21 protein-coding genes are annotated in these 24228 nt (G+C 37.7%); 10 read left to right on the forward strand and 11 right to left on the reverse strand.

All coding sequences use genetic code 11. The features are described from left to right. Positions 1-7 precede the first annotated feature (7 nt). Both ACN0TV_RS10475 and ACN0TV_RS10480 read left to right on the forward strand, forming a co-directional pair. Positions 8-709: a hypothetical protein gene (locus ACN0TV_RS10475; RefSeq protein ID WP_417362802.1), complete on the forward strand. Its 702-nt coding sequence runs from the start codon at positions 8-10 to the stop codon at positions 707-709. 21 nt (positions 710-730) lie between these two features. Then, on the forward strand, positions 731-952 hold the full coding sequence (locus tag ACN0TV_RS10480) for a putative signal transducing protein (RefSeq protein ID WP_417362804.1): 222 nt from the start codon (positions 731-733) through the stop codon (positions 950-952). Between the two features lie 49 nt (positions 953-1001). Here ACN0TV_RS10480 and ACN0TV_RS10485 read toward each other — a convergent pair whose 3' ends face one another. Beyond that, entirely contained in the window at positions 1002-3890 is a 2889-nt protein-coding gene (locus ACN0TV_RS10485) for an FAD-binding and (Fe-S)-binding domain-containing protein (protein WP_417362806.1), read from the reverse strand. An 80-nt stretch (positions 3891-3970) separates the two neighbouring features. On the opposite strand from ACN0TV_RS10485, the gene ACN0TV_RS10490 reads away from it, so the two are divergent. Then, entirely contained in the window at positions 3971-4465 is a 495-nt protein-coding gene (locus ACN0TV_RS10490; protein WP_417362808.1) for a hypothetical protein, read from the forward strand. Positions 4466-4594: 129 nt separating this feature from the next. After that, positions 4595-5698, forward strand: a complete 1104-nt coding sequence (locus tag ACN0TV_RS10495; RefSeq protein WP_417362810.1) for a redoxin domain-containing protein — start codon at positions 4595-4597, stop codon at positions 5696-5698. Positions 5699-6073: 375 nt separating this feature from the next. Here the strand turns inward: ACN0TV_RS10495 and ACN0TV_RS10500 are convergent, their stop codons facing one another. After that, positions 6074-6760 carry an SIMPL domain-containing protein gene (locus tag ACN0TV_RS10500; RefSeq protein ID WP_417362812.1) on the reverse strand — a complete coding sequence of 229 codons (687 nt, stop codon included), beginning with the start codon at positions 6758-6760 and terminating at the stop codon, positions 6074-6076. Between the two features lie 54 nt (positions 6761-6814). Next, positions 6815-7462, reverse strand: a complete 648-nt coding sequence (locus tag ACN0TV_RS10505) for a rhomboid family intramembrane serine protease (protein ID WP_417362814.1) — start codon at positions 7460-7462, stop codon at positions 6815-6817. Positions 7463-7740: 278 nt separating this feature from the next. On the opposite strand from ACN0TV_RS10505, the gene ACN0TV_RS10510 reads away from it, so the two are divergent. Next, positions 7741-8628 (forward strand): lysophospholipid acyltransferase family protein, encoded by an 888-nt coding sequence (locus ACN0TV_RS10510; protein ID WP_417362816.1) that lies wholly within the window; start codon positions 7741-7743, stop codon positions 8626-8628. 11 nt (positions 8629-8639) lie between these two features. On the opposite strand, the gene glmM is transcribed toward ACN0TV_RS10510, so the two are convergent. Together glmM and ACN0TV_RS10520 are read right to left on the reverse strand one after the other, a co-directional pair. Further along, positions 8640-10028: a phosphoglucosamine mutase gene (glmM, locus tag ACN0TV_RS10515; RefSeq protein WP_417362818.1), complete on the reverse strand. Its 1389-nt coding sequence runs from the start codon at positions 10026-10028 to the stop codon at positions 8640-8642. 152 nt (positions 10029-10180) lie between these two features. Then, on the reverse strand, positions 10181-10822 hold the full coding sequence (locus tag ACN0TV_RS10520; protein ID WP_417362820.1) for a protein-L-isoaspartate(D-aspartate) O-methyltransferase: 642 nt from the start codon (positions 10820-10822) through the stop codon (positions 10181-10183). A gap of 234 nt (positions 10823-11056) precedes the next feature. Here ACN0TV_RS10520 and ACN0TV_RS10525 point away from each other — a divergent pair, with 234 nt between their 5' ends. The 5 genes from ACN0TV_RS10525 to ACN0TV_RS10545 all read left to right on the forward strand — a co-directional run bounded on the left by ACN0TV_RS10525 (position 11057) and on the right by ACN0TV_RS10545 (position 16095). Then, positions 11057-12022 carry a Gfo/Idh/MocA family protein gene (locus ACN0TV_RS10525; RefSeq protein ID WP_417362822.1) on the forward strand — a complete coding sequence of 322 codons (966 nt, stop codon included), beginning with the start codon at positions 11057-11059 and terminating at the stop codon, positions 12020-12022. Positions 12023-12055: 33 nt separating this feature from the next. Beyond that, positions 12056-12943 carry a 3-hydroxyacyl-CoA dehydrogenase family protein gene (locus ACN0TV_RS10530; RefSeq protein WP_417362988.1) on the forward strand — a complete coding sequence of 296 codons (888 nt, stop codon included), beginning with the start codon at positions 12056-12058 and terminating at the stop codon, positions 12941-12943. Positions 12944-13051: 108 nt separating this feature from the next. Then, the gene (locus tag ACN0TV_RS10535; RefSeq protein WP_417362824.1) at positions 13052-13669 is read left to right on the forward strand and encodes an ACP phosphodiesterase; all 618 of its coding nucleotides are present in this window, start codon (positions 13052-13054) and stop codon (positions 13667-13669) included. 24 nt (positions 13670-13693) lie between these two features. After that, positions 13694-15376, forward strand: coding sequence for a gamma-glutamyltransferase (gene ggt / locus ACN0TV_RS10540; protein WP_417362826.1), 1683 nt, complete (start codon positions 13694-13696; stop codon positions 15374-15376). Between the two features lie 17 nt (positions 15377-15393). Then, entirely contained in the window at positions 15394-16095 is a 702-nt protein-coding gene (locus ACN0TV_RS10545; RefSeq protein ID WP_417362828.1) for a hypothetical protein, read from the forward strand. A gap of 73 nt (positions 16096-16168) precedes the next feature. Here ACN0TV_RS10545 and ACN0TV_RS10550 read toward each other — a convergent pair whose 3' ends face one another. The 6 genes from ACN0TV_RS10550 to ACN0TV_RS10575 all read right to left on the reverse strand — a co-directional run bounded on the left by ACN0TV_RS10550 (position 16169) and on the right by ACN0TV_RS10575 (position 24180). Continuing rightward, positions 16169-17017, reverse strand: coding sequence for a DUF2911 domain-containing protein (locus ACN0TV_RS10550; protein WP_417362830.1), 849 nt, complete (start codon positions 17015-17017; stop codon positions 16169-16171). Between the two features lie 186 nt (positions 17018-17203). After that, positions 17204-19027 (reverse strand): 30S ribosomal protein S1, encoded by a 1824-nt coding sequence (rpsA, locus tag ACN0TV_RS10555; RefSeq protein ID WP_417362832.1) that lies wholly within the window; start codon positions 19025-19027, stop codon positions 17204-17206. 192 nt (positions 19028-19219) lie between these two features. After that, positions 19220-19915 (reverse strand): (d)CMP kinase, encoded by a 696-nt coding sequence (cmk, locus tag ACN0TV_RS10560; protein WP_417362834.1) that lies wholly within the window; start codon positions 19913-19915, stop codon positions 19220-19222. 65 nt (positions 19916-19980) lie between these two features. Beyond that, positions 19981-22431: an endopeptidase La gene (lon, locus tag ACN0TV_RS10565; RefSeq protein ID WP_417362836.1), complete on the reverse strand. Its 2451-nt coding sequence runs from the start codon at positions 22429-22431 to the stop codon at positions 19981-19983. Positions 22432-22741: 310 nt separating this feature from the next. After that, a complete protein-coding gene (locus tag ACN0TV_RS10570; protein WP_417362989.1) occupies positions 22742-23395 on the reverse strand; it encodes a response regulator in 654 nt (217 codons plus the stop codon). A gap of 2 nt (positions 23396-23397) precedes the next feature. Next, entirely contained in the window at positions 23398-24180 is a 783-nt protein-coding gene (locus ACN0TV_RS10575; protein ID WP_417362838.1) for a sensor histidine kinase, read from the reverse strand. Positions 24181-24228 lie beyond the last annotated feature (48 nt).

The raw sequence follows: 24228 nt of genomic DNA on the forward strand, positions 1-24228 counted from the left end.
TTAGTCTATGTGGAACCGGGTTAACATTGAGGAAAAACTTAAAACATTCAGGGATAAAAACCATGAAGGGGAGCAACTATTAAATGAGGTATATGCGATTTTAAATCGAAAAGCCGACATTCAAAAAGAACTTCAATCCCCATCTGATGGTCATAATGAATTTCAATTTGACCTTTTAGACAGTGATAGAATCTATCACATTGACCATATCAAAGAAATATGTATTCAATATCGTTTACGTTTTTTAAGTTCAAAATATTTCAAAGGAAAATATCCCAAATCCGCAATTGAAGCTATAGAAAAACTGGAAGATGCGCATCGAGTTCAAATACAAGGATTTAAAATTGTTGCTCCTTCCAAACTTTTTAAGCTGGAAAATCCTGATGACCCTTTATTGTTTGCCCCAATGGGAAATGGTTATTTCTATCTCGTACACAAATGGGGAAAAGACTTGCATCCACTACGAAAATATTTAGTATTGCCGTTTAAAAGTTTTTTACACCTAGCAATTACTGTTATTGCTTTGAGTTGGATCGTTGCCAATATCATCCCTTTGGATCTTTTTACGCCAAAAGAGGATCGTATCTATTTTTGGATTATCTTTCTCTTTGTTTTTAAAATGATTGGAACAATCACAATATTTTATGGCGTGGCATTGGGTAAAAATTTTAACCCAGCTATATGGAACAATAAATACAACAAAAGTTAAACACTAATTCAGATTATAATAATGGAAGATCAAAACTATATTCGAATTTTCACCGGTAGCATTGTAATGAGTAAACAACTGGAGTATCGGCTTAAGGAAGCTGGTATTAATCCTGTTATCAAAAATGAAACCGAATCCGGAAGATTGGCTGGTTTTGGACCGGCCATTATAGATCAGGTGCAGGTATTCGTGCATAAAGACGAGTATGAACATGCTTTAAAAATTCAACAAGATATTAGCTGAAAGAAAAAGTTAAACGACCAAATCAATCCATAATCATACAGTTGTAACACTACACCAAGGCTTGTTTTAAAAGGCTTATAGGATGTATGGCACCTACTCCTGTCCCATCATTGATTTGATGTCGACAACTGGTTCCATTGGCCACAATGGTACACTGATCGGCAGCTTTTCTAATGGAAGGGAATAGGCGTAATTCTCCCATTTGCATACTCACATGATAGTGTTCCTTTTCATAACCAAAAGAACCAGCCATACCACAGCAACCTGAATTGATCAAAGTCACCTTGTAATTGGTTGGCAAATTCAGAATATCAAAACTTACCTTGGTATCTGATTGCGACTTTTGGTGACAGTGAACGTGATACTTTATGGTACGCTTCTCTTGGGTAAACTGATCTGAGGTAATCAAGCCTTTTTTAATTTCACTCGCTAAGAACTCCTCTATTATAAAACTACCCTTGGCAAGCTTGGCTGCAGTTACCTGATCATCAACCATCCTTACATACTCATCCCTAAAACTGAGTATTGCAGAAGGCTCTATACCTACTATTGGAATTTGTTCATCCAGATAGCCAATTAAGGCCTTTGTATTTTGATTGGCATACTTTTGAGCCTGCGCTAAAAATCCTTTGGAAATAAAACTCCGGCCACTTTCACCATAATACAGTATAGGACTATAACCCAGCCCAAGAAGTAAATCAATAGCATCCTTACCTATGGTAACATCCATATACTTAGTAAACTCATCGATAAACAGGACCACTTCTTTACCCCTATTCGGGGTCGGATACTTTAGCAGTGCCTTTTTTAGATAGGTATCAAAATTAAAACGCTGTACTTGTGGCAATCTTCTCTTGTCGGCAATATTCAGTGTTTTTTTTATAACATATCCCATTATTTTACTATTGGTTACCCAGGGTAAAATGCTTCCCATTTTATTGAGTTGAGCATTATAGGCAAAAACGCGATCTCGCAAAGTAGGTTTGTTACTCTTGTAATACTGATACAGAAATTCAGCTTTTAAGGTGGCTACATCGACGTTACTTGGACATTCACTGCTACAGGCCTTACAACTTACGCAAAGATCAAAGACCTCCTTGAGTTCCTTTTGATCAAACTTATTAGGTTTCTCAGATTGGGTTAAATATTCTCGTAAAGCATTGGCTCTGGCGCGTGTGGTATCTTTTTCGTCTTTTGTAGCATGGTAACTCGGGCACATTGAGCCACTGGAATGATGTGTTTTTCGACAGTCCCCACTTCCATTACATTTCTCTGATGCCCTTAGAATTCCCAGTGAATCTGAAAAGTCCAGAAGGGTGTTAATTTCAGGTTCCTTTCTATCAACTTCATATCGTAGATTGGTATCCATGGGATCTGCATCTATAATCTTTCCCGGATTAAAAATACCTTTGGCATCAAAGACTTGTTTGATACGTTTTAAAATTTGGTAGTTGGCATCTCCAATCATTAGCTTAATATACTCTGCCCTTACCCTTCCATCACCGTGTTCTCCACTCATAGATCCACCGTATTTTTTAACCAAATGAGCTACCTCGGTAGTTATTTGACGAAATAGCTTTACGTCTTCAGATTTTTTTAAATCTAAGATTGGGCGTAGATGCAGCTCCCCTGCACCAGCATGCGCATAATAAACTGCCGCCTGATTGTATTTTTTCATTATTTCAGAGAACTCGGCTATATAGGCACTCAGGTCTTCAATTGTTACTGCCGTGTCTTCTATACAAGCTACAGCCTTCTTATCCCCTACAATATTACCCAATAATCCTAAACCAGCTTTTCTAAGTTCAAGAGCCTGATCAATTTGCGAACCGTATAGGGACGGGTGAGCATAGCTTAGACTTTGATCCAAGGCTGCTATTAATTTCAGGCGCATCTCCTCTAATATGTCCTTATCATCTGCCCTGAGCTCTAACATCAGAATAGCTTTAGGATCACCTTCTATAAAAAATCGATTGGGCAATTGAGATTTGTTGTTTTTAGTACAATCCAATATCACCTTATCCATCATCTCACAGGTAAACAAATCATGCTGCATCACATTGTATACAGTGTCACAGCAGTCCGATACGCTGTTGAAATGCGCAGCAACCATGACGCCCGACTCAGGCATCAAGGTATCGAGTTGAAGAACTAGTTTAGTCATAAAGACCAAGGTTCCTTCACTACCAGCAATTAATTTACATAAATTGAATTTTCCTCCTTCTGTATCAAAGGGTTGAAACTTAAGGAGCTCATCTAATGCATAACCAGTATTTCTTCTATGAATTTCCGGTTTAGGAAAGTTATCGCGGATTTGTGATGCGATTCCCTCTGTTGTCAGTTCTTCAAAAATGGATCGGTATATATCACCCTCAAGCGTTTTTAATGTCAACTTTTGCTGAAATTCTTCGGCAGTTAGATCTCTAAATACGGCTGTGGACCCATCACTTAATATCGCGTGGATTTCGATGATCTTATCTCGAGTGACCCCGTACTTTATGGAAGTTGTTCCACTGGAATTGTTTCCGACCATCCCTCCAATCATACATCTGTTGGAAGTCGATGTATTGGGTCCGAAAAATAGACCATGTGGCTGTAGATATGCATTGAGCTCATCTCGAATTACTCCGGGCTCAACAGTAACTGTTTGTTTGTCGGCGTCTAATTTTAAAATACTTGTCAAGTGTTTTGACACATCTACTACCAAGCCTTCTCCTACACATTGACCTGCCAAAGAGGTTCCTGCAGTCCTTGGAATTATAGGTACATTATGGTGATGACAAAAGCGAATAACCTGAGTTATATCTTCTATATCTTTAGGATAACAAACCCCTAAAGGAAGCTGTCGATACACCGAGGCATCTGTAGCGTAAATGGTACGATGAAGATCATCCAAAAATAGCTCTCCCTTAATAGTTGAGGACAAGGCCTTTAACATGTTTTTAGAATTTTTTAACAATAGAACATAAACTTTTAGTTAATTTTCTACCGTATATAAGACAAACAAAAACCAAATTTATGAAAAAGCTACTATTATTTAGTGTTTTAGTTATTGGATTTGCATCGACTGCCGCTGCGCAGGAAATTTCTAAAAATGCATTAGGACTACGTCTTGGAGATGGTAATGGATTCGGAGCAGAAATATCATATCAAAGAGGCCTTTCTTCTAATAATCGTCTTGAATTTGACCTTGGTTGGAGAGATGAAGATCATTTTGATGCTTTTAAACTTACCGGACTTTATCAATGGGTGTTCCCTATAGAAGGTGGATTTAATTGGTATGTAGGTGCTGGTGGTGGTTTAGGAAGTTACGACGGCGACAAGGATTGGTTCGATAACAATAATTATGACCATAGCGGCACATTTTTATTCGTAGCAGGTGATATTGGGATCGAATATAACTTTGATATTCCTTTATTGCTATCTCTGGACTTTAGACCAGAATTAGGATTTAATGACTTCGATGACGATTTAGGCTTCGATATCGGTTTAGGAATCCGATACCAATTCTAAAATAACATTAGAAATTATATATAAAAGCCTTGAAACTATATTTTCAAGGCTTTTATTTGTTAATTCCCTTTTGGAATTGAACTGAAATTTTAACTTTGTAATTAGCAAAAATCAAATAAAAATAACTTAATGAAAAAAATTGGATTAATTATTGTCCTACTTGTAGGTCTAGTAGCGTGTGAAAAGGTTGCTGAGAATGCCTATAAAGTAACAGTTAATGCAGCAGGAGTAGAAGATGGGAAACTTGTGTATTTGCAAAAACCACAGACTGGATTACCACCCAGCATAATAGATACTTTAGAAATTAAGAACGGAATGGTAGAGTTCGCCGGAACTGCAGATAGTCCTCAGTTGCATTACTTACTTTTTGATGGAAACCGCGGAATTCTTCCAATAATCCTTGAAGAAGGTAACATTACCGTTACTGCTCATGTTGATAGTTTGAATACCTCTAAGGTTGTTGGTACGCCTTCTAACGACGATTTTAACTCGTTTATAGACGGAACTAAAAGCATAAGAGAAAAAATGGCTAGCATCCAAAAACAAGGGATGGAAGCCCAACAAAAAGGGGATACCGTTTCATTAAATATGCTTACTGAAACTTTTAGTGAAGTTCAACAAGAGGCCAGAGAGTATGAGCAGAATTTCGTAAAAAACAATCCTGAATCATACATTTCTTTAATGGTATTGCAGCAGATGGCCAACAGCCCTCATGCAGACAAAGCAGCAGAACTTTTCGAAGGACTGTCTGACGCTTTGAAAAACGATGAGATCGGTAAAGCACTAGCAAAGCAGTTTGAAGGCGTTAAGAAATTATCTATAGGTTCAATAGCTCCTGATTTTTCTGCTCCTACACCAGAGGGAGAGGTCATCTCGTTAAAATCTTCTTTAGGTAAAGTTACCATCCTAGACTTTTGGGCTGCATGGTGTAAACCTTGTAGAGTAGAAAACCCTAATTTAGTAGAACTATACAAAGATTACCACGAGAAAGGATTAAACGTAGTAGGTGTTTCTTTGGATAGAAAAGCTGAAGATTGGATTAAAGCTATTGAAGAAGATCAATTGCCTTGGCACCATATGTCGAACCTTAAATTCTGGCAAGATCCTATCGCAGAATTGTACAATATAAAGTCAATACCTGCAACCTACATCTTGGATGCTGAAGGTAAGATTATTGCAAAGGACCTTCGTGGCGAAGAGCTTTATGCAAAAATAGCTACGCTATTACCTTAAGAAATACGATTCGTATTAAACCATAGGCATTATTTCAGATTATACCATTTGAAAATGCTTAAGATATAGACCCAGGCGATTTTAAATAAATTTCCTGGGTTTTTTGTATCCATTTACCAAACGAATAAGACATATACCTTTTGCCCAGAAAACGATAAGGTACAATCCTAATATAGGTGAAGTCGATAGACAAATGTAAAGTAAAGGATTGTCAAATCTGATCAGGCCAATGATATCATCATGGAAATTACAATTACCAGAAAGAGAGCGTAAAACAATGGTATTAGATCAGTTTACCCCATAAAAAAAAGGGGCATCCGAATTGGACAACCCCTAACGATTATTAATAGAGCTTGGTAAAGACCTACACTTCAATTATTTTAGCTCAAATCTAATTGAAACTTCTGCCTTAATAGCCATTTCACCAACTGCGATAGTTTCCATACTACCTGAGTCACTAAAGCTGGCTTTAGCCATTTCCATTCTATAAACAGGCTGTGGAGCACTTACTCCTCCAGCTTCATTTATAAACAAAGCTTTACCTACACTCATTCCCAACGCAGAGGCAAACTCATCAGCTTTTTTCTTAGCGTCCTTAACAGCAGCAATGCGAGCCTGTGTTTTGTATTTCTCGATCTCAGTAGATCTAAATTCAACACCATCAATTCTGTTGATTCCCGCATTTAATAGTCCTTGCGTAAATTCAGTATAGTTGTCCAAATCCTTTAATAGAATAGAAATAGACTGATTGGCTACGTAATGGTATTCTTTAGTCTGATAATCGTAGTTTTTATTTAAATTGATGTACTCAGTATTGATATCTTTTTTAGCGACATCCATCGATTTGGCATATTTAAGAACCTGGTCAATGGCTTTATCATTAAGTTGTTTGACTTCCTGAGCAGACTTGCCTTGATTTTCGACTCTAACTTTGATAAATACCTGGTCCGGAACAACTTTAACAATACCTTCTCCACTGACTGATACATATGGTGATGTTTCTTGTGCTGTTAAACTCATGGTTGTAAATAATACGGTTAATACTAAAATTGCTTTTTTCATCTTGCTTTAATAAATTGGTTTTATAGTTGTATGTATAACAAACCTAGTGCCAAACTATAATTTGTTAGATTTTTCGAGTATAAATAAAATCACAATAGGAAGAGCTAATAGACCTACCATTAGGGGTTGTACCCAAATAAGTGACGGGAAGAACAACAGTGTGATCACATATCCTCCAATGGCTCCGCCAAAGTGAGCTGAATGCCCAATATTACCTACTCTGTTACGCATTCCGTAAATAGAGTACAGCAAATACCCAATTCCAAAAATATAAGCTGGAATTGGAATTGGTATAAAAAAGAACCCAAGTCTCATATCGGGTTGTAACAAAATTGCAGCATACAGAATACCTGTAACGGCACCGCTGGCTCCTACTGCACTATAGTGGTATTCACCTTTGTGAAAGTTCAAGGATAACAGGTTACCAGCTATTAGGCTAATTAAATAAACGATCAGAAACTTAACACTTCCAAAATAAGCCACCACAATGGGAGCAAAGAAATAGAGCGTTAGCATATTAAAAAGCAAATGCGTTACATCTACATGTAAAAAACCAGAGGTTAGAATTCTAATTCGTTCTCCCTTCTTAATAGATCCGATATGAAACTTATAACGCTCAAAAAAGCTGTAATCTTTAAATCCTATAAAGGATGGTATAACATTGGCTAAAATAACCACAATGGTAACGATATTTATATTCATAGTGCGACTTGAAAAATTCTAGTTCAAATATATGGCATTCCATTTTTATATGGTCAGAGTATTACTCCAAATTCACTAAAACACAATTTTTTCCTATATCGAATTCTAATTGGTTTTGAATCCAAATACAGCTAATGCCTGAACTGTTGCTCATACAAAATCACGATATACTAATTAATCACAACTATTATTTTCAATTGCAGGGATTGAAAGTATAGCCAACAAATGAAACAAAAATCCTGTTTATTTTTGTGTACATTTGCCAAAATTGATACTGAATGCAGTTACTCGTTTATTTGTTAAGCTATCCAGTACTTTGGATTATTTCCAAATTACCATTTGTGCTATTGTACAAAGTTTCAGATTTCTTACATATCATTCTTTTTCATGTGGTAGGCTACAGAAAAAAATTAGTCCTTCAAAATCTCCAACTTTGCTTTCCTGAGAAAAGTCATCAAGAATTATTGACCATTCGCAAGAATTTCTATCTCCACATGTGCGATCTATTTTTGGAAATGATCAAATCCATGACCATGACCAACGAGCAGATGAAAAAACATGCCGTATTTCATAATACAGAACTCCTGGACAAGTATGCTGAGCAAAACAAAAGCGTCGTACTACTTTGTGGCCATTACGCTAATTACGAATGGGTATTATCACTTGCTTCGCACATCAAACACGAAGGTTTCGGCATCTACTCCCCTCTTTCTAATAAATATTTTGATCGTCTGATAAAAAAAATAAGAAAGAAAAACGGCGGAGAATTGGTATCCAGATATCAAACTGCCAGAAAAGTACTTAAGAATCATCGAGACAACCGATTGTCATTATACGGCTTTGTAAACGATCAATCCCCACAATTAACGCATGCAGATTATTGGCGGGAGTTTTTCGGTGTTAAGGTCCCTGTTTTTACCGCTGCAGAAACCCTGGCCAAAAAGTTCGATATGGCCGTTGTATTCTTTTGTGTAAAAAAAGTAAAACGGGGATATTATGAAACCACCATTGTTGACATAACTTCAAACTCAGCAAAATACCCTGATTATGAAATCACTGATATTTATTGGGAACACCTAGAGCGAGAAATCAGAAATAAACCAGAGTATTACCTCTGGACTCACAACAGATTCAAGCACAAGGACAAGGCTCCAAAAGAGGATTAACACCTATCCAATTACACCAGTGCTATAGCTTTTAATTCAGCAATAAATTTATTCGCCAAGTCATCAGCATTTTGCTGCGTGGTTGCCTCAGTATAAATACGAATTATAGGTTCGGTATTGGACTTGCGAAGATGTACCCAACTGTCAGCAAAGTCAATTTTAACGCCGTCAATGGTTGTGATCTCCTCACCACTATAGGTTTCAACCACGTTTTCTAAAATACGATCGACATCTAAATCTGGAGTCAATTCAATTTTCTTTTTACTCATAAAGTAAGATGGATAGCTCTCTCTAAGCTCCTTTACAGTCATTTGCTTTTCTGCCAAATGGGTTAAAAACAGTGCTACTCCAACTAGAGAATCTCTTCCGTAATGACTCTCAGGATAAATAATTCCTCCATTACCCTCTCCTCCAATTATGGCTTGGGTTTTCTTCATAAGTGACACCACATTAACCTCTCCTACGGCTGATGCTTGATAGTTTCCTCCGTGTCTCTCGGTAATATCTCTTAGTGCTCTAGATGATGAAAGGTTCGACACCGTATTCCCTTTAGATTTACCCAAGACAAAATCAGCGCAGGCTACTAAAGTGTATTCTTCGCCAAACATTTCTCCTTCATTAGTGATAAAGGCCAATCGATCAACATCTGGATCGACTACAATACCCATGTCGGCTTTTTCCTCAACCACGAGTTTACAAATATCTGTAAGGTGTTCTTTTAAAGGTTCTGGATTGTGAGGAAAGTCACCCGTAGGGTCACAATACAATTCAATAACGGCTACGCCAAGCTCTTTTAGTAGCTTCGGTATAATGATCCCCCCACTAGAATTGACACCATCCACAACCACTTTAAAATTGGCTGCTTTTATTTTATCAACATCCACAAGTGATAATTCCAGTACCTCATCAATATGAATATCCATATAAGAATCATTGACCGTAATTTTACCTAGATCATCAACCTGTGCAAAATTAAAATCTTCATCTTCGGCAATTTTTAAAATTGCCAAACCATCTTGACCACTGATAAATTCACCTTTGTTATTGAGTAATTTTAAAGCGTTCCATTGTTTTGGATTATGGCTAGCGGTTAGAATGATTCCTCCATCAGCTTTTTCCATAGGTACTGCGATCTCAACGGTAGGCGTTGTGGACAAACCTAAATTTATAACATCAATTCCAAGTCCTACCAATGTAGAAACTACTAACTTTTCAATCATTTCTCCAGAGAGCCGAGCATCTCGACCAACAACCACCGTTAACTTATCTTTTGAAGATTGTCCTTGAAGCCAACTACCATACGCCGCGGCAAATTTCACAGTATCCAAGGGTGTTAGGTTATCTGCTGTTTTTCCTCCAATGGTACCTCGTATTCCAGAAATTGATTTTATAAGTGTCATATAATGATGCTGTTAAATTAATTTGTACTTAATTTTAATTGGTCTTGGACCATCAAAATAGCCCCTTGACAGACAAATATAACGCAAACCGATAGCGTATATTTGTATTATACTATAAATTTTTCGTTAAATCCGTTTAACGGAATTATTACTTAATTTTTGTCCTCTAACATGGGGACAAAACGAAATTCGCCATATTCAAACATCTCGAATTCCTTGGGAGATTTACGCGTATAGAGCGTCATCACTTGGACATCCTCCCCTACAGGAATCACTAACCTACCTCCTACTTTGAGTTGGGCCATCAATGGTTTGGGAACAAAAGGGGCTCCTGCGGTAACAATAATGCTGTCAAATGGTGCTTGAGCAACTAATCCCTTATAACCATCACCAAAGATCATTTGCTTGGGCTTGTAGCCAAGTTTGGGAAGGAACAAATTTGTCTTTTTAAACAATTCCTTTTGTCTTTCAATAGTATATACCTGGGCTCCTAATTCGAGAAGTACAGCAGTTTGATAACCACTTCCAGTTCCAATCTCAAGAACCTTATCTCCTTTTTTCACTTTCAACAATTCACTCTGAAAGGCAACCGTAAAGGGCTGGGAAATGGTTTGGCTCGCTCCAATAGGGAATGCCTTATCTTGGTAAGCATGCTCCTCAAAGCTGCTTTCCATAAATAAATGTCGTGGTATTTTTTTTATAGCGTTGAGTACCCTTTTATCTGAAACTCCTTTTTGTTCAACGATTTCAGCTAATTTTTTACGCATGCCCTGATGTCGGAAGGTATCTTTCAAAACTCTTGGAATATTAGGATGGTTTAGTTTTTTACAAAACTAGACAATTTCAACGTAATAAAGTAGTCGCAATATACCCCTAATTGACCTTATTGCTGATAACCAAAACATTGCTGTGCTTAATATTTTTCTAAAAACGACAGCCAAAAAATAATTCCTTAGATTACAGTCTTTTAAAAATTAAGGTTGAAAGAATGCTTCAATAATCTTATTTTTGTTTAAAAACATACTTATATGCTTAAAGCAGGAGTTCTAGGTGCTGGACACCTTGGGAAAATTCATTTGAAATTAATCAATCAATCTGATAAATATACACTCGTTGGATTTTACGATCCAGATGAAAAAACAGCCAAAAAGATCGTTGCAGAATTTGGGTATCATTACTTCGATACCATTGAAGCTCTTGTCGATGCCGTAGATGTCGTAGATATTGTTACACCTACTCTATCTCATTACAACTGTGCAGTACAAGCTATTAAAAAGGGAAAACATGTCTTTTTAGAAAAGCCAATCACCAACACTGTTGAGGAAGCTGACCATCTGATTGCACTGGCCAAAGAGCATGGCGTAAAAGGCCAGGTCGGGCATGTAGAACGTTTTAATCCTGCTTTTTTATCGGTAAAAGATAAGATAGAAAACCCAATGTTTATCGAGGCCCACCGTCTGGCAGAGTTTAATCCAAGAGGAACCGATGTTCCTGTTGTTCTGGATTTAATGATTCACGATATCGATGCCATTCTCAGTGTGGTAAATTCTCCTGTCAAGGAAATTCACGCCAGTGGAACCTCTGTAATTAGTCAGTCACCAGATATTGCCAATGCTAGAATTGAATTTGAAAATGGCTGTGTGGCTAATTTAACAGCAAGTAGAATCTCTTTAAAAAACATGCGTAAATCAAGGTTTTTTCAAAAAGACGCTTATATCTCGGTCGATTTTCTTGATAAAAAGGTAGAGGTGGTCAAAATGAAAAATGCCCCTAAGGATCCCGATCAGTATGCTCTAATCCTGCAAAATGCAGAAGGAGAGAAAAAACAAATATATTTTGAAAACCCCAAGGTTCAACAAAACAATGCCATCCTTGAAGAATTAGAAACCTTTGCGGAGGCCATTGAAAATGACAGTGTTCCTGCAGTTAGCCTAGAACAAGGTGCAGCTGCTTTAAAGGTAGCACTTAAAGTTGTTGAACTAGTCGGAAACTAATGAATTAGCGCTAAATTAACTTAAATGAAAAACATCCAAAACATTACAGTCATCGGAGCTGGTACCATGGGCAATGGAATCGCACACACCTTTGCGCAACACGGGTATAAAGTGTTTTTAAATGACATTTCCGGTTCAGCCCTAGACAAGGCTATAACAACCATAGAAACCAACCTAGATCGCTTGGTTGCTAAAGAAAAAATCACTCCTGAAATCAAAGCAAGTACCCTAGAGAACATTGTGACTACTGTTGATCTAGAACAAGCAGTTCAAAGTGCTGATTTAGTTGTTGAGGCCGCAACAGAAAACTTAGATCTTAAACTAAAAATATTTAAGTCTCTGGATGACTATTGCAAGGATACAACCATTTTAGCTACCAATACCTCTTCGATTTCCATTACTAAGATTGCGACGGCTTTATCAAGTCCCGATCGCCTAATTGGAATGCACTTTATGAATCCTGTTCCCATTATGCCTCTAGTGGAGGTCATCAAAGGTTATAATACCAGTGAATCGGTCTTAAAACAAATCATGGCGCTTTGTCAATCCATAACTAAAATACCCGTAGAAGTTAATGACTACCCCGGTTTTATCGCCAACAGAATTCTAATGCCGATGATTAACGAAGCAGTTGAATCCTTGTTTCAAGGTGTGGCAGGCGTCAAAGAAATCGATGGAGTTATGAAACTTGGAATGGCACATCCGATGGGTCCCTTACAATTAGCTGATTTTATCGGTTTGGATGTGTGTCTATTTATTATGAATGTTCTTTATGATGGATTTAAAAATCCTAAGTACGCCCCTTGCCCTTTACTAGTTAATATGGTTACAGCTGGCAAGTTGGGTGTCAAATCCGGAGAAGGATTTTACAATTACAGCACCACAAAGAAAGCAGAACATGTTGCAAAACAATTCAGTTGATCAAAAAAATGAGTATTTTACTGGCATCATCATCCCCAATTAGGATTGCCTTGGAATCACATTGAGTTCCGTTTTGATCCATTAATGTAGTTAAACCCCATAATAGGCATGAACTTTTTAGCACATATTTATTTATCAGGAGACAATCCTAAAGTTAAGGTGGGCAATTTTATGGCCGATAGCATTCGTGGTAAAAAATACCAGGAATATCCCCAAGAATACAAAAACGGAATCCTTTTACATAGAGCCATAGATACATATACGGATGCTCATCCTACGGTTCGAAAAAGCACCAGAAAACTCCATGCCAATTACAGTCATTATAGCGGTGTGATTGTGGATATCTTTTACGATCATTTTTTAGCAAAGAATTGGGAACGTTATTGTGATGTTCCTCTTGCTAATTATGTGGATGAATTTTATGACCTACTCCAAGACCATTATCATATTCTTCCTATTAATATCAAAAGAATGATGCCTTACATGATTGCTGATAATTGGTTGTTGAGCTATGCCAAACTTGAGGGGATTTCAAAGGTTTTAAACGGGATGAACCGCAGGACACAAAACAGATCAAAAATGAATTATGCCACCGAGGAGCTACAAGAACATTATGCTGAGTTTGAATCAGAATTCACTTCGTTCTTTGAAGAACTAAAGGAGTTTTCGTCAGATCAACTACAAAAGCTTAAACTCCTAAAACCAAAAGGTCCCCTAGACCTCTAAAAGATAAAAAAACGTAGCTATCATATGAAAAAAGCACTACTCTATTCTCTATTATTAGTTTCTTTTATAGCTTGCAAAACAAAGAATGTTACCACAGGTGTCACAGCAGATCATGCCATGGTGGTCTCGGCTAGAGTTGAGGCTTCTGAAATTGGTCTTGATATCCTAAAAAAAGGGGGGAACGCTTTTGATGCGATGATTGCGACAAAATTTGCACTTGCTGTAGCCTATCCCGTTGCGGGTAATATCGGTGGTGGCGGATTTATGGTATACCGTCTGAATGATGGTACAACAGGTTCATTGGACTTTAGAGAAAAAGCACCGCTTGCGGCATCCAAACAAATGTATCTCGATTCTTTAGGGAATGTTATTGAAGGGAAAAGCACCACTGGTGCATCGGCCGTCGGTATTCCGGGCAGTGTTGCCGGTATGTTTGCAGCCCATAAGAAGTTTGGCAGTCTCCCTATGGAAACCCTTATTCAGCCCGCAATTGATCTGGCTAAAAAAGGTGTTGTAGTAACTCAAAAACAGGCCAATTCATTAAATTATTTTCGAAAGAAAATCGTTGAAGTCAGCGGTGATACCATCTTATTTGCTAAACAATTTAATGCCAATGACACCATCAAGTATCAGGCTTTGGCCAAAACCTTAGAACACATAAGAGATCAAGGTGCTGCAGGATTTTATCAAGGTGAAGTTGCTCAGAAAATTGTAGATTTCATTCAGCTTAATGGAGGTATTATTAGTCTCGAAGACTTAAAACAATACCAAGCGATTTGGAGAGACCCCGTCGAGTTTCAATACCATAATTTAAAAATCATTGCCATGGGGCCACCTAGTAGTGGTGGAATTACTCTGGCACAAATCATGGAAATGGTTGAACCCTACTCCATTGGCAACTATACCCATAATGCCATTGAGCACATACAATTAATGACTGAGGCTGAAAGAAGAGCCTATGCCGATCGCGCTTATTTTTTAGGAGATCCTGATTTTGTCAACGTACCACAGAAAGAACTTTTAGATCAGGCGTATCTCAACAAACGAATGGAATCCTTCTCCTTTGACAGGGCAAGCAGTTCTGCAGATGTTGGCCATGGAGCCATAAAAGTGCTGGAACACGATCAAACCACTCATTACTCTATTGTCGATGCTATGGGCAATGCTATTGCAGTTACTACGACAATTAACGGTGCATTTGGCTCCAAGCTTTATAGCGAAGAACTCGGATTTTTCTTCAATAATGAAATGGATGATTTTAGTGTAAAACCGGGTACGCCAAATATGTTCGGGCTTACCGGTGGACAGGCCAACAGCATCGTGGCCGAAAAGAGAATGCTCAGCAGCATGACACCGACCATTGTAGAAAAAGACGGGGCCCTATCCATGACCTTGGGAACCCCAGGTGGTTCTACAATCATAACTTCTGTTGCACAGACCTTACTTAATGTATACGACTTCGGTATGGGAATGCAACAAGCGGTAGATGCTCCGAGATTTCATCACCAGTGGCTTCCTGATGAAATTTTAATGGAACCAGAAGGCTTTGATACCATAACCATCGAAACACTCAAAGGGAAAGGTTATAAGATCCAGCAAGGACGTTCTAGAATTATCGGTAAAGTGGATGGCATTTATATATTACCAGACGGTCGATTAGAGGGTGGTGCAGACCATCGAGGGGATGACACTGCAGTAGGTTTTTAACAATCTAAAACTAAGTTATGTTTGCTAAACTATTTAAATTTTTAATTGTAACGTTTATTGTGATCCTTTTGTTAGGTGCGGGCGTTTATTTCAGCTTTCACCAGCCTATTCCAGCTTCTAAAGCGGGACCTCAGGCTGAAGAATTAGCACAGAAAATGCTAAAAGCAATAAATGCTGTCAATTACCAAAAGGTAAGATATCTCGAATGGACTTACAATGATACACACCATTATAAATGGGACAAACTAAAGGATCATGTCCATGTAAAATGGGATGATATCTCAGTAGATTTAAACCTAAATAACTACGCATTAAGTGAGGTTTCTATGGGCGGCGTTAAAATGCATACAGACCCCAAGGAGGAACTTATTGAAAAAGCGACTTCCTTTTTTGAAAATGATTCCTTTTGGTTGGTAGCTCCTTTTCAAATTATGGATCCAAATGTTAAGCGTTATAGTGTAGAATTGGAAGATGGTAGTTATGGCTTGCTTGTCACCTATTTTGATAGTGATAAGCAACCAAAGGATTCCTATCTATGGCTTTTAAACCAAGATGGATTTCCAAACAGCTTTAAGATGTGGACCCAGGACAACCCTATAGGAGGATTACAGGCAAGCTGGGATGAATGGAAAGTCACTGACGGTAACATATTTTTACCTTCCAAACACAAGCTACTACTGAGAACCATAAGTTTAAGCAACCTCAAGGCCTACAAGTAAAACTTAAAAAACCACAACACCAAAAGAGATTATGCTTTGGTGTTGCGGTTTTTAAATTATAATAGGCTGTTGACTATCTACTAGCCTCCCATTTTTGAATAGAATTCTGGTTTAAACGAACATAGTCAGGATTTCCTGCTGCTTCTGCTGCTTTCATAGCCTGTTTTGCAGTCGCTATAGCCTTCTTTGTATTACCATTGGCTTGTTGAATAAGAGACTGCTGATAAAGCATCCAGTATGCTGGTTGTTCTTGCTCGGCAACCGCTTTATCCATCCACTGCTCAGCAGTTTTAAGATCTTTCCCATTTTCAAAGTAATACACTGCAGCTGCGAAGTAATCGGTAGCTGTTGGACCATTAAAAGTATCCTCGATACTCGCCATAGCCTTTTCTTCAGTAGGAACTTCAAAAGGAATACCCACATAGGTGTTCTCCCAAAGGATCCCTAAAACTGCTCCGGTATTATTTAGGTTGTCTAGAGAAAGGGTAAATGTCTCAATTTTAAAAGGAAAGCTAACAGGTGTTACCTTAAGTTGTGCAGCAACCTTAGAAGTATCCCAATTCTCTGGATTACCCCAATTGTCGGTAGTGGTATAAAAGTATACCACCCAACTGTCTTTTCCTGGTTGAGAGTATAAGGAGTAACTCCCTTTTGGCAAAGTTTGACCACCGATGATTACAGCATCACTGAAAGAGATCACCGTATTCTCGTTAGCTCCCGTTCTCCAAATCTCATCATAGGGTACCAACGCTCCAAATATCGCTCTTCCACGTAAGGATGGTCGCGAATACTCAATAGATACTTCTGTAAGACCGACAGTTTGCACAATGGTAGCACTAGGGCTTGGTTGTGGAGTTTGGACTTGAGCATTGATTTGAAATGCTCCAAAGACCATAAATACACCTAAAATAAATTTTTGCATGGTTGTTATTTTAAATAAGTTACGCTAGGGCAATTTACACAAAATCTCCATATCAAACCTACAACTAACCTAGCTTGTTTAGATCCTCATAAGAAAGATAAGACTCCACCCTAGAGCGTAAATTGATTCCAATAAAAAACCCTCCACAAAGGAGGGTCTTTATCATAAATTTCAGAAAAGTTTCAATTAAGCCTTCCCTTCCATTTTATCTTTCAATGCTTGAAGCTCTGCATTCGCATCACCAAGGGTAGTTTTTTCCGCTTGGTTACTACGTTTTGCTGCAGCTTTAACATTTTTCTCTTCTTCTTCTTTGAAGATAGCTGTATGAGAAGCAACAACTCTTTTGAATTCTTTGTTAAACTCGATAACTTTAAATTCAGCTGTTTCTCCTTTTTTCAGTTTCTTACCATCTTCTTTCTCTAAGTGTCTAGAAGGAACGAATGCTACGATATCCTCGTTGAGTTCAATAGTAGCTCCTTTGTCAACAATCTCAGAAATTTCAGCGGTATGAATGGTACCTTCTCCAAACTCACTTTCGTATTTATCCCAAGGATTTTCAGTAGTTTGTTTGTGACCTAGACTTAGTTTACGTCCTTCAACATCAAGTTCAAGAACTTCAACTTCTAATTTATCACCAACATTTACAAATTCAGATGGGTGTTTGATTTTCTTAGTCCAAGAAAGATCAGAAATATAGATTAATCCGTCAATTCCTTCTTCTAATTCTACAAATACTCCGAAGTTAGTAAAGTTACGTACGATACCTGAGTGTTTAGATCCAACAGGATATTTAGAAGTAATATCTGTCCAAGGATCTGGAGTCAATTGTTTAATACCCAATGACATTTTACGTTCTTCACGATCCAATGTAAGGATAACTGCTTCAACCTCATCACCAACATTTACGAAATCTTGTGCAGATCTCAAGTGAGTTGACCATGACATTTCAGAAACGTGAATTAGACCTTCAACACCTTCAGCAACTTCGATAAATGCACCGTAGTCAGCAATAACTACTACTTTGCCTTTAACTTTGTCACCAACTTTTACTTCTTCTCCAAGAGCTTCCCAAGGATGTTTCTGTAATTGTTTAAGACCTAATTGGATTCTAGATTTATTATCATCAAAATCAAGGATAACAACATTTAGTTTTTGATCCAATTCTACCACCTCGTTTGGATGGTTGATACGTGACCAAGAAAGATCTGTGATATGGATAAGACCATCCACGCCTCCAAGGTCGATAAATACACCGTAAGAAGTGATGTTTTTAACTGTACCTTCAAGAACTTGACCTTTTTCAAGTTGTCCGATGATTTCTTTTTTCTGTTCTTCGATATCAGCCTCGATAAGAGCTTTGTGAGAAACAACAACGTTTTTGAATTCGTGATTAATTTTAACCACTTTGAATTCCATTGTTTTACCAACATAAGCATCGTAATCACGGATTGGCTTAACATCAATTTGAGAACCTGGTAAGAAGGCTTCGATTCCGAAAACATCGACAATCATACCACCTTTAGTTCTACACTTAACGAAACCGTTAACAATCTCACCTTTATCATGAGCAGCATTAACGCGATCCCAAGCTTTGATTGTTCTCGCCTTACGGTGAGACAATACTAGTTGTCCTGATTTATCTTCGCGAACATCGATTAATACTTCAACCTTGTCCCCTACACTTAAATTAGGATTGTAACGAAACTCGTTTAAAGAAATAACACCTTCAGATTTGGCGTTAATATCGATGATTGCTTCTCTGTCAGTAAGGTGAACTACAGTTCCCTCAACAACTTCTTCATCAGCTGTATCAACGAAATTCTCTTCAACTAAGTTTTCGAATTCTTTTAATTTTTCGTCTTCAACTTGGTCAATTCCTTCTTCGTAATTGTGCCAGTTAAAGCTTTGAAGAAACTCCTCTGGAGATACAGTTTCTTTCACTTCGGTTTGTGCTTGAGCAGAAGTTGCTTCTGCTGCTTGTTCTTTTTGTGTTTCTTTAGCTTCAGCCATTTTGCTGAGAATAATTTGTATTCTGCATTAAATCAGGAGGTTAACAATATTTAATCACAGAAGATGTTGTTATTAATTTTTAGACATTCCCTTCTCCCTCCTGGGATAGTAAAAAGGAGTGCAAATTTACAATTATATTAATTGATTTACAAACAATTATAGAAATATTCATCTGGCAACCTCCAGGATAAACTACGCCAGAGCCTTTAATGTCTTCTGGACAAGTTCTAAACAGCGGGCAAAAGTTTCTTCTAAACTTAGTGTAGTACTGTCAATTTCAATAGCCTCAGCTGCTTTTATTAATGGTGAGTCTTTACGTGTGGTGTCAATTAAATCGCGCTTTTGAACATTATCCAATACATCTTGATAAGTTACCTGGTCACCTCGTTCACTGAGCTCCAAAAAACGCCTTTGTGCTCGGACATCTGCAGAGGCTGTCATAAAGAGTTTTAATTCAGCATCCGGAAAAATCACAGTTCCCACATCCCTTCCATCCATTACCACGGCTTTGTTTTTCCCCATGGCCTGTTGTTGTTCTACAAGTTTCTGGCGAACTTCAGAAATGGTAGCCACCTCGCTCACCACATTAGACACCTCAAGAGTTCGAATTTCCTTTTCTACAAGCACCCCATTGAGGTACATCTCTGGATCTCCTGTGGACTTGTTTAATTGAAATTTTAAATGTATATCATCTAAAGCCTGTATCAATAATTCCTTTTGGAGTTCTTGATTGCGATAAAAATCATGTGATAACGCGTAATAGGATACTGCCCTATACATCGCTCCTGTATCAACATATACATACCCCAAGGATTTAGCCAATCGTTTTGCTATTGTACTTTTTCCTGTTGAGGAATACCCATCAATGGCTATGGTGATTTTTTGCATGCTATTAGTTTTCAAATAACTCCACGTATTACAAGACTGCACTACGTGGAGTATAATTTAAATTATTATAATTTTTTGGCATTCTTCACCTTGACATTAGTGATGGCCAGATCAATGACCTCACTCATTTCCTTAACATAGTGGAATGTCAATCCTTTTAAGTATTCTTCCTTAATCACTTCAATATCTCGTCTGTTTTCTTCACACAAAATAATTTCCTTAATTCGTGCTCTTTTTGCAGCGAGGATCTTCTCCTTGATTCCACCTACTGGTAATACCTTCCCTCTTAGTGTAATCTCCCCGGTCATCGCTAAGCTCTTTTTCACTTTGCGTTGGCTAAACAACGACACTAAAGAAGTTAACATGGTAATCCCAGCACTAGGCCCATCCTTCGGAGTTGCGCCTTCAGGAACGTGTATATGAACGTTATACTTGTCAAAAATATTGGGATTAATCCCCAAAGACGATGCATTCGACTTAATATATTCCATGGCGATGGTAGCCGATTCTTTCATCACCTTACCTAAGTTTCCTGTAATTGTCAAGGCTCCTTTACCTTTAGATAATATGGATTCAATAAACAAAATATCACCTCCTACACTGGTCCATGCAAGTCCTGTAACTACTCCCGCTACATCATTGTTTTCATATTTATCGCGCTCCAATCGTGCTGGCCCAAGCACATCTTCTACGTCTTTCAAACTAACCTTAACATTATACTCCTGTTCCATTGCAATGGATTTTGCAGCATAACGAACCATTTTGGCGATTTGTTTTTCTAATCCCCGAACACCAGACTCACGTGTATAGCCTTCTACGATTTTTTCCATTTCCTTTTTGCCAACTTTTAATTGACTAGGTGTCATACCATGCTCTTCCAATTGTTTTGGTAACAGGTGTCGTTTTGCGATCTCTACCTTTTCTTCAATGGTATAACCTGAGACATTAATGATTTCCATACGATCTCGCAAAGCTGGCTGAATTGGCCCTATGTTATTAGCCGTAGCAATAAACATCACTTTGGAAAGGTCATATCCCATTTCTAGGAAGTTATCATAAAACTCACTGTTTTGCTCAGGGTCCAATACCTCTAGCATTGCTGAAGAAGGATCTCCACTGTGACTTACCGTAAGTTTGTCAATTTCATCCAAGATAAATACGGGATTCGAGGTCCCTGCTTTTTTCAAAGATTGAATGATACGTCCAGGCATAGCTCCGATGTAGGTTTTACGGTGACCTCGAATCTCAGCCTCATCACGTAAACCTCCTAGAGATATTCTAACATATTCACGACCAAGTGCCTCTGCAACAGATTTCCCCAAAGAGGTCTTTCCAACACCCGGAGGTCCGTAAAGACATAATATTGGAGATTTCATATCATTTCTAAGTTTAAGAACTGCCAAATATTCGATGATTCTCTTTTTGACATCTTCCAACCCATAGTGGTCTCTATCTAAAATTTTCTGGGCGCGTTTTAAATCAAATTTATCTTTAGAAAATTTATTCCAAGGTAAATCCAACAACAAATCTAGGTAGTTTCTCTGAATGGAATATTCAGCAACTTGCGGATTCATTCGTTGCAATTTCGCTAATTCTTTTTCAAAGTGTTCTTTAACATTAGCATCCCATTTTTTCCCTTTGGCTTTAAGGTGCATTTGTTCAACCTCTTCTTCATACGAACCGCCGCCTAGCTCCTCTTGAATGGTTTTCATCTGTTGATGTAAGAAGTACTCACGTTGCTGCTGATCCATATCAGATCGCACTCGGGACTGAATATCATTTCTGAGCGCCAATTTCTGCAGCTCTATGTTCATGTATTTCAATGTTGCCAAAGCGCGCTCCATCAGCTTGGAATTCTCAAGCAACTTTTGTTTGTCAATAACCTCCAAATTTAGATTGGAAGAAATAAAATTCACCAAAAATGAATTACTCTCTATATTCTTAATGGCAAAAGATGCTTCAGAAGGGATGTTTGGGCTCTCTTTTATGATTTGAAGAGCCAATTCTTTTACTGATTCAATCACAGTGCTGAACTCCTCATTTTCAATGTCTGGCTTTTCTTCAGGCAATCCTTTGATGGTTGCAGTGATATAAGGCTCTGTTTCTAAAATTCTATCAATTTCAAAGCGTTTTTTACCTTGAATGATTACCGTGGTATTCCCATCAGGCATCTTTAGAACTCTTAAAATTCTAGCGATAGTTCCAACTTTATTTAAATCCTTTACCTCTGGATCCTCAATAGATTCATCTTTTTGAGATACTACCCCAATAACCTTACTACTGTTAGAGGCATCCTTAATCAGTTTTATCGATTTATCTCTACCTGCTGTAATGGGTATTACCACTCCTGGAAATAAAACGGTATTTCGAAGCGGTAAAATTGGAAGACTTTCTGGTAAGGATTCATTGTTAATTTCCTCCTCATCTTCAGGGGTCATCAAGGGAATCAATTCAGCGTCGTCATCAATATGCTGCAGTGACAAATTGTCAATATTAAAAAAATTATTACTACTCATAGTTTTACGTGGGTCATTCTGTCATTAAAACAGTGGACATTTGACTTTTAATAATGTTATAAAGCGTTCTATTATTGCTTCCTAGCTATTATATCCAGAATAGCTTTTTTTCATTTAACTATATAGGCAATTGCTATGCCATTTTCACCCAAACAGGTAAAATAAAAGTCAGTCGTGTTGATTTAGATACTTTAAAAGATGTACGATAGCGCCATTAATTCCCTGGAGGAGATTTGAATATTTTTAACTGCTAGTGTAGGCAGTTTATGACAGCAGCTCAATTCGTAATACTAGTGTAACTATGCTATAGTTACACTTCAATATATTTGTGTTTTATTCCGTATAGCACAAGCCCTATTCTGCTTCTAACTTCCAGTTTATCGAATAGGCTCTCCCTATAGCCATCAACAGTTTTAGGTGATAGAAACATTTGAGTAGCAATTTCTTTATAGGTCATCTCAGTACAAGCCAATTTTAGAAACTCAATCTCTCTATCTTTTAATTTGATGCCGCTATTGGTATCGCCTTGTTCCTTACGATCTATGGTTTCGAGAAGTTTGTTGGTTATCTTGTCCGAATAATAAAAACCTTTATAGATGACATCATTTAAGGCGCCTTCAAATATTTTAGGGTGAATGTCTTTGAGTAAGTAACCCTTAGCACCTAATCGGAGCATTTTGATAATCGTCTCTTCACTATCATCCATCGAGAGTGCGATGGCCTTTTGCTCTGGAAAGTTGTCGTTTAACCACTCCATGGTTTCTATTCCAGTCATTATAGGCATATTGATGTCTAGTAGGACAATATCAGGTGCCCCGTATTCTTCCATGCATTCAATAAAATGTTGACCGTTTGTCGCGTGAAAGCTAACTTGATATCCTTTAAAGGATTCTATTAACGAAGTCAAGGACTTGGCAAACAACAAATGATCATCTACAACAGCTATGGTGTGTTTTTTATCCATCATCAGATTGGCTTGGTTGGATAGTTCAAAGTTACTGAAACTCCTTTATTTTTTCCAGTTTTGATTGAAAAATCTGCACCGATAAGTTCTGACCTGCGTTGCATGTTCATTATACCTGTCCCTTTTCGCTCGGATTCTAGATCAAATCCTACCCCATTATCAGTGGCATTAACATATAATTCCTCTGGAAGATAATTCAAATGGATGGTCAGTAATGAGGCCTTGGAATACTTAACCACATTAGAGAAGCATTCCTGAAATATTCTAAAGATAATGATCTCATCTTTTTTATTGATGTGATAGGGTTCACCCTGTACATTGTATTCAATGCGCAGGAAATTTAAGCGTTTAAAACGGTTGATTTCAAGTTCAAGAGATTCTTGCAATCCCATACTGGATACAAAATCATTATTCAAGGTGTGAGATAGCTGTCTGAGCTCCTTTAACCCTTGTCCCAACACGTCAGAGGCCTCCTTAAAGGATTTCATTTTATCCTCCGGAACCTCGTTCTGTAGCATATTCAATTGCAACTTTGCCACGGAAAGTAACTGACCAATATTATCGTGTAATTCCCAGCTGATATTCTTAAAGGTCTGTTCTTGAATTTCAGTTTGGGCCTTTGCCAACTCCTGCTCAAATTTTTGTTTCTCCTCAGCATTCTCGATGAGTAATTGTGTTTTTCTTCTTTGATAGGCTAAAAAAAAGCTTATAAAAAATGCCAGCAAAACTACAATTAGTATACTTACATATATAATTAGACTTATAATTTCCTTTTGGTTTTCCATAGGAGTGTAGGGAGCTGTTGAGTATTACTAATTAATTTAACAAATTAA

The organism is Galbibacter sp. (genome assembly GCF_048266365.1).
In the GTDB taxonomy this organism is placed as follows: Bacteria; Bacteroidota; Bacteroidia; order Flavobacteriales; family Flavobacteriaceae; genus Galbibacter.

Coding starts and splice junctions, on each gene's coding strand:
- ACN0TV_RS10475 (WP_417362802.1), top strand. CDS start 8: ATGTGGAACCGGGTTAACATTGAGGAAAAACTTAAAACATTCAGGGAT.
- ACN0TV_RS10480 (WP_417362804.1), top strand. CDS start 731: ATGGAAGATCAAAACTATATTCGAATTTTCACCGGTAGCATTGTAATG.
- ACN0TV_RS10485 (WP_417362806.1), bottom strand. CDS start 3,890: ATGTTAAAGGCCTTGTCCTCAACTATTAAGGGAGAGCTATTTTTGGAT.
- ACN0TV_RS10490 (WP_417362808.1), top strand. CDS start 3,971: ATGAAAAAGCTACTATTATTTAGTGTTTTAGTTATTGGATTTGCATCG.
- ACN0TV_RS10495 (WP_417362810.1), top strand. CDS start 4,595: ATGAAAAAAATTGGATTAATTATTGTCCTACTTGTAGGTCTAGTAGCG.
- ACN0TV_RS10500 (WP_417362812.1), bottom strand. CDS start 6,760: ATGAAAAAAGCAATTTTAGTATTAACCGTATTATTTACAACCATGAGT.
- ACN0TV_RS10505 (WP_417362814.1), bottom strand. CDS start 7,462: ATGAATATAAATATCGTTACCATTGTGGTTATTTTAGCCAATGTTATA.
- ACN0TV_RS10510 (WP_417362816.1), top strand. CDS start 7,741: ATGCAGTTACTCGTTTATTTGTTAAGCTATCCAGTACTTTGGATTATT.
- glmM (WP_417362818.1), bottom strand. CDS start 10,028: ATGACACTTATAAAATCAATTTCTGGAATACGAGGTACCATTGGAGGA.
- ACN0TV_RS10525 (WP_417362822.1), top strand. CDS start 11,057: ATGCTTAAAGCAGGAGTTCTAGGTGCTGGACACCTTGGGAAAATTCAT.
- ACN0TV_RS10535 (WP_417362824.1), top strand. CDS start 13,052: ATGAACTTTTTAGCACATATTTATTTATCAGGAGACAATCCTAAAGTT.
- ggt (WP_417362826.1), top strand. CDS start 13,694: ATGAAAAAAGCACTACTCTATTCTCTATTATTAGTTTCTTTTATAGCT.
- ACN0TV_RS10545 (WP_417362828.1), top strand. CDS start 15,394: ATGTTTGCTAAACTATTTAAATTTTTAATTGTAACGTTTATTGTGATC.
- ACN0TV_RS10550 (WP_417362830.1), bottom strand. CDS start 17,017: ATGCAAAAATTTATTTTAGGTGTATTTATGGTCTTTGGAGCATTTCAA.
- rpsA (WP_417362832.1), bottom strand. CDS start 19,027: ATGGCTGAAGCTAAAGAAACACAAAAAGAACAAGCAGCAGAAGCAACT.
- cmk (WP_417362834.1), bottom strand. CDS start 19,915: ATGCAAAAAATCACCATAGCCATTGATGGGTATTCCTCAACAGGAAAA.
- lon (WP_417362836.1), bottom strand. CDS start 22,431: ATGAGTAGTAATAATTTTTTTAATATTGACAATTTGTCACTGCAGCAT.
- ACN0TV_RS10570 (WP_417362989.1), bottom strand. CDS start 23,395: ATGGATAAAAAACACACCATAGCTGTTGTAGATGATCATTTGTTGTTT.
- ACN0TV_RS10575 (WP_417362838.1), bottom strand. CDS start 24,180: ATGGAAAACCAAAAGGAAATTATAAGTCTAATTATATATGTAAGTATA.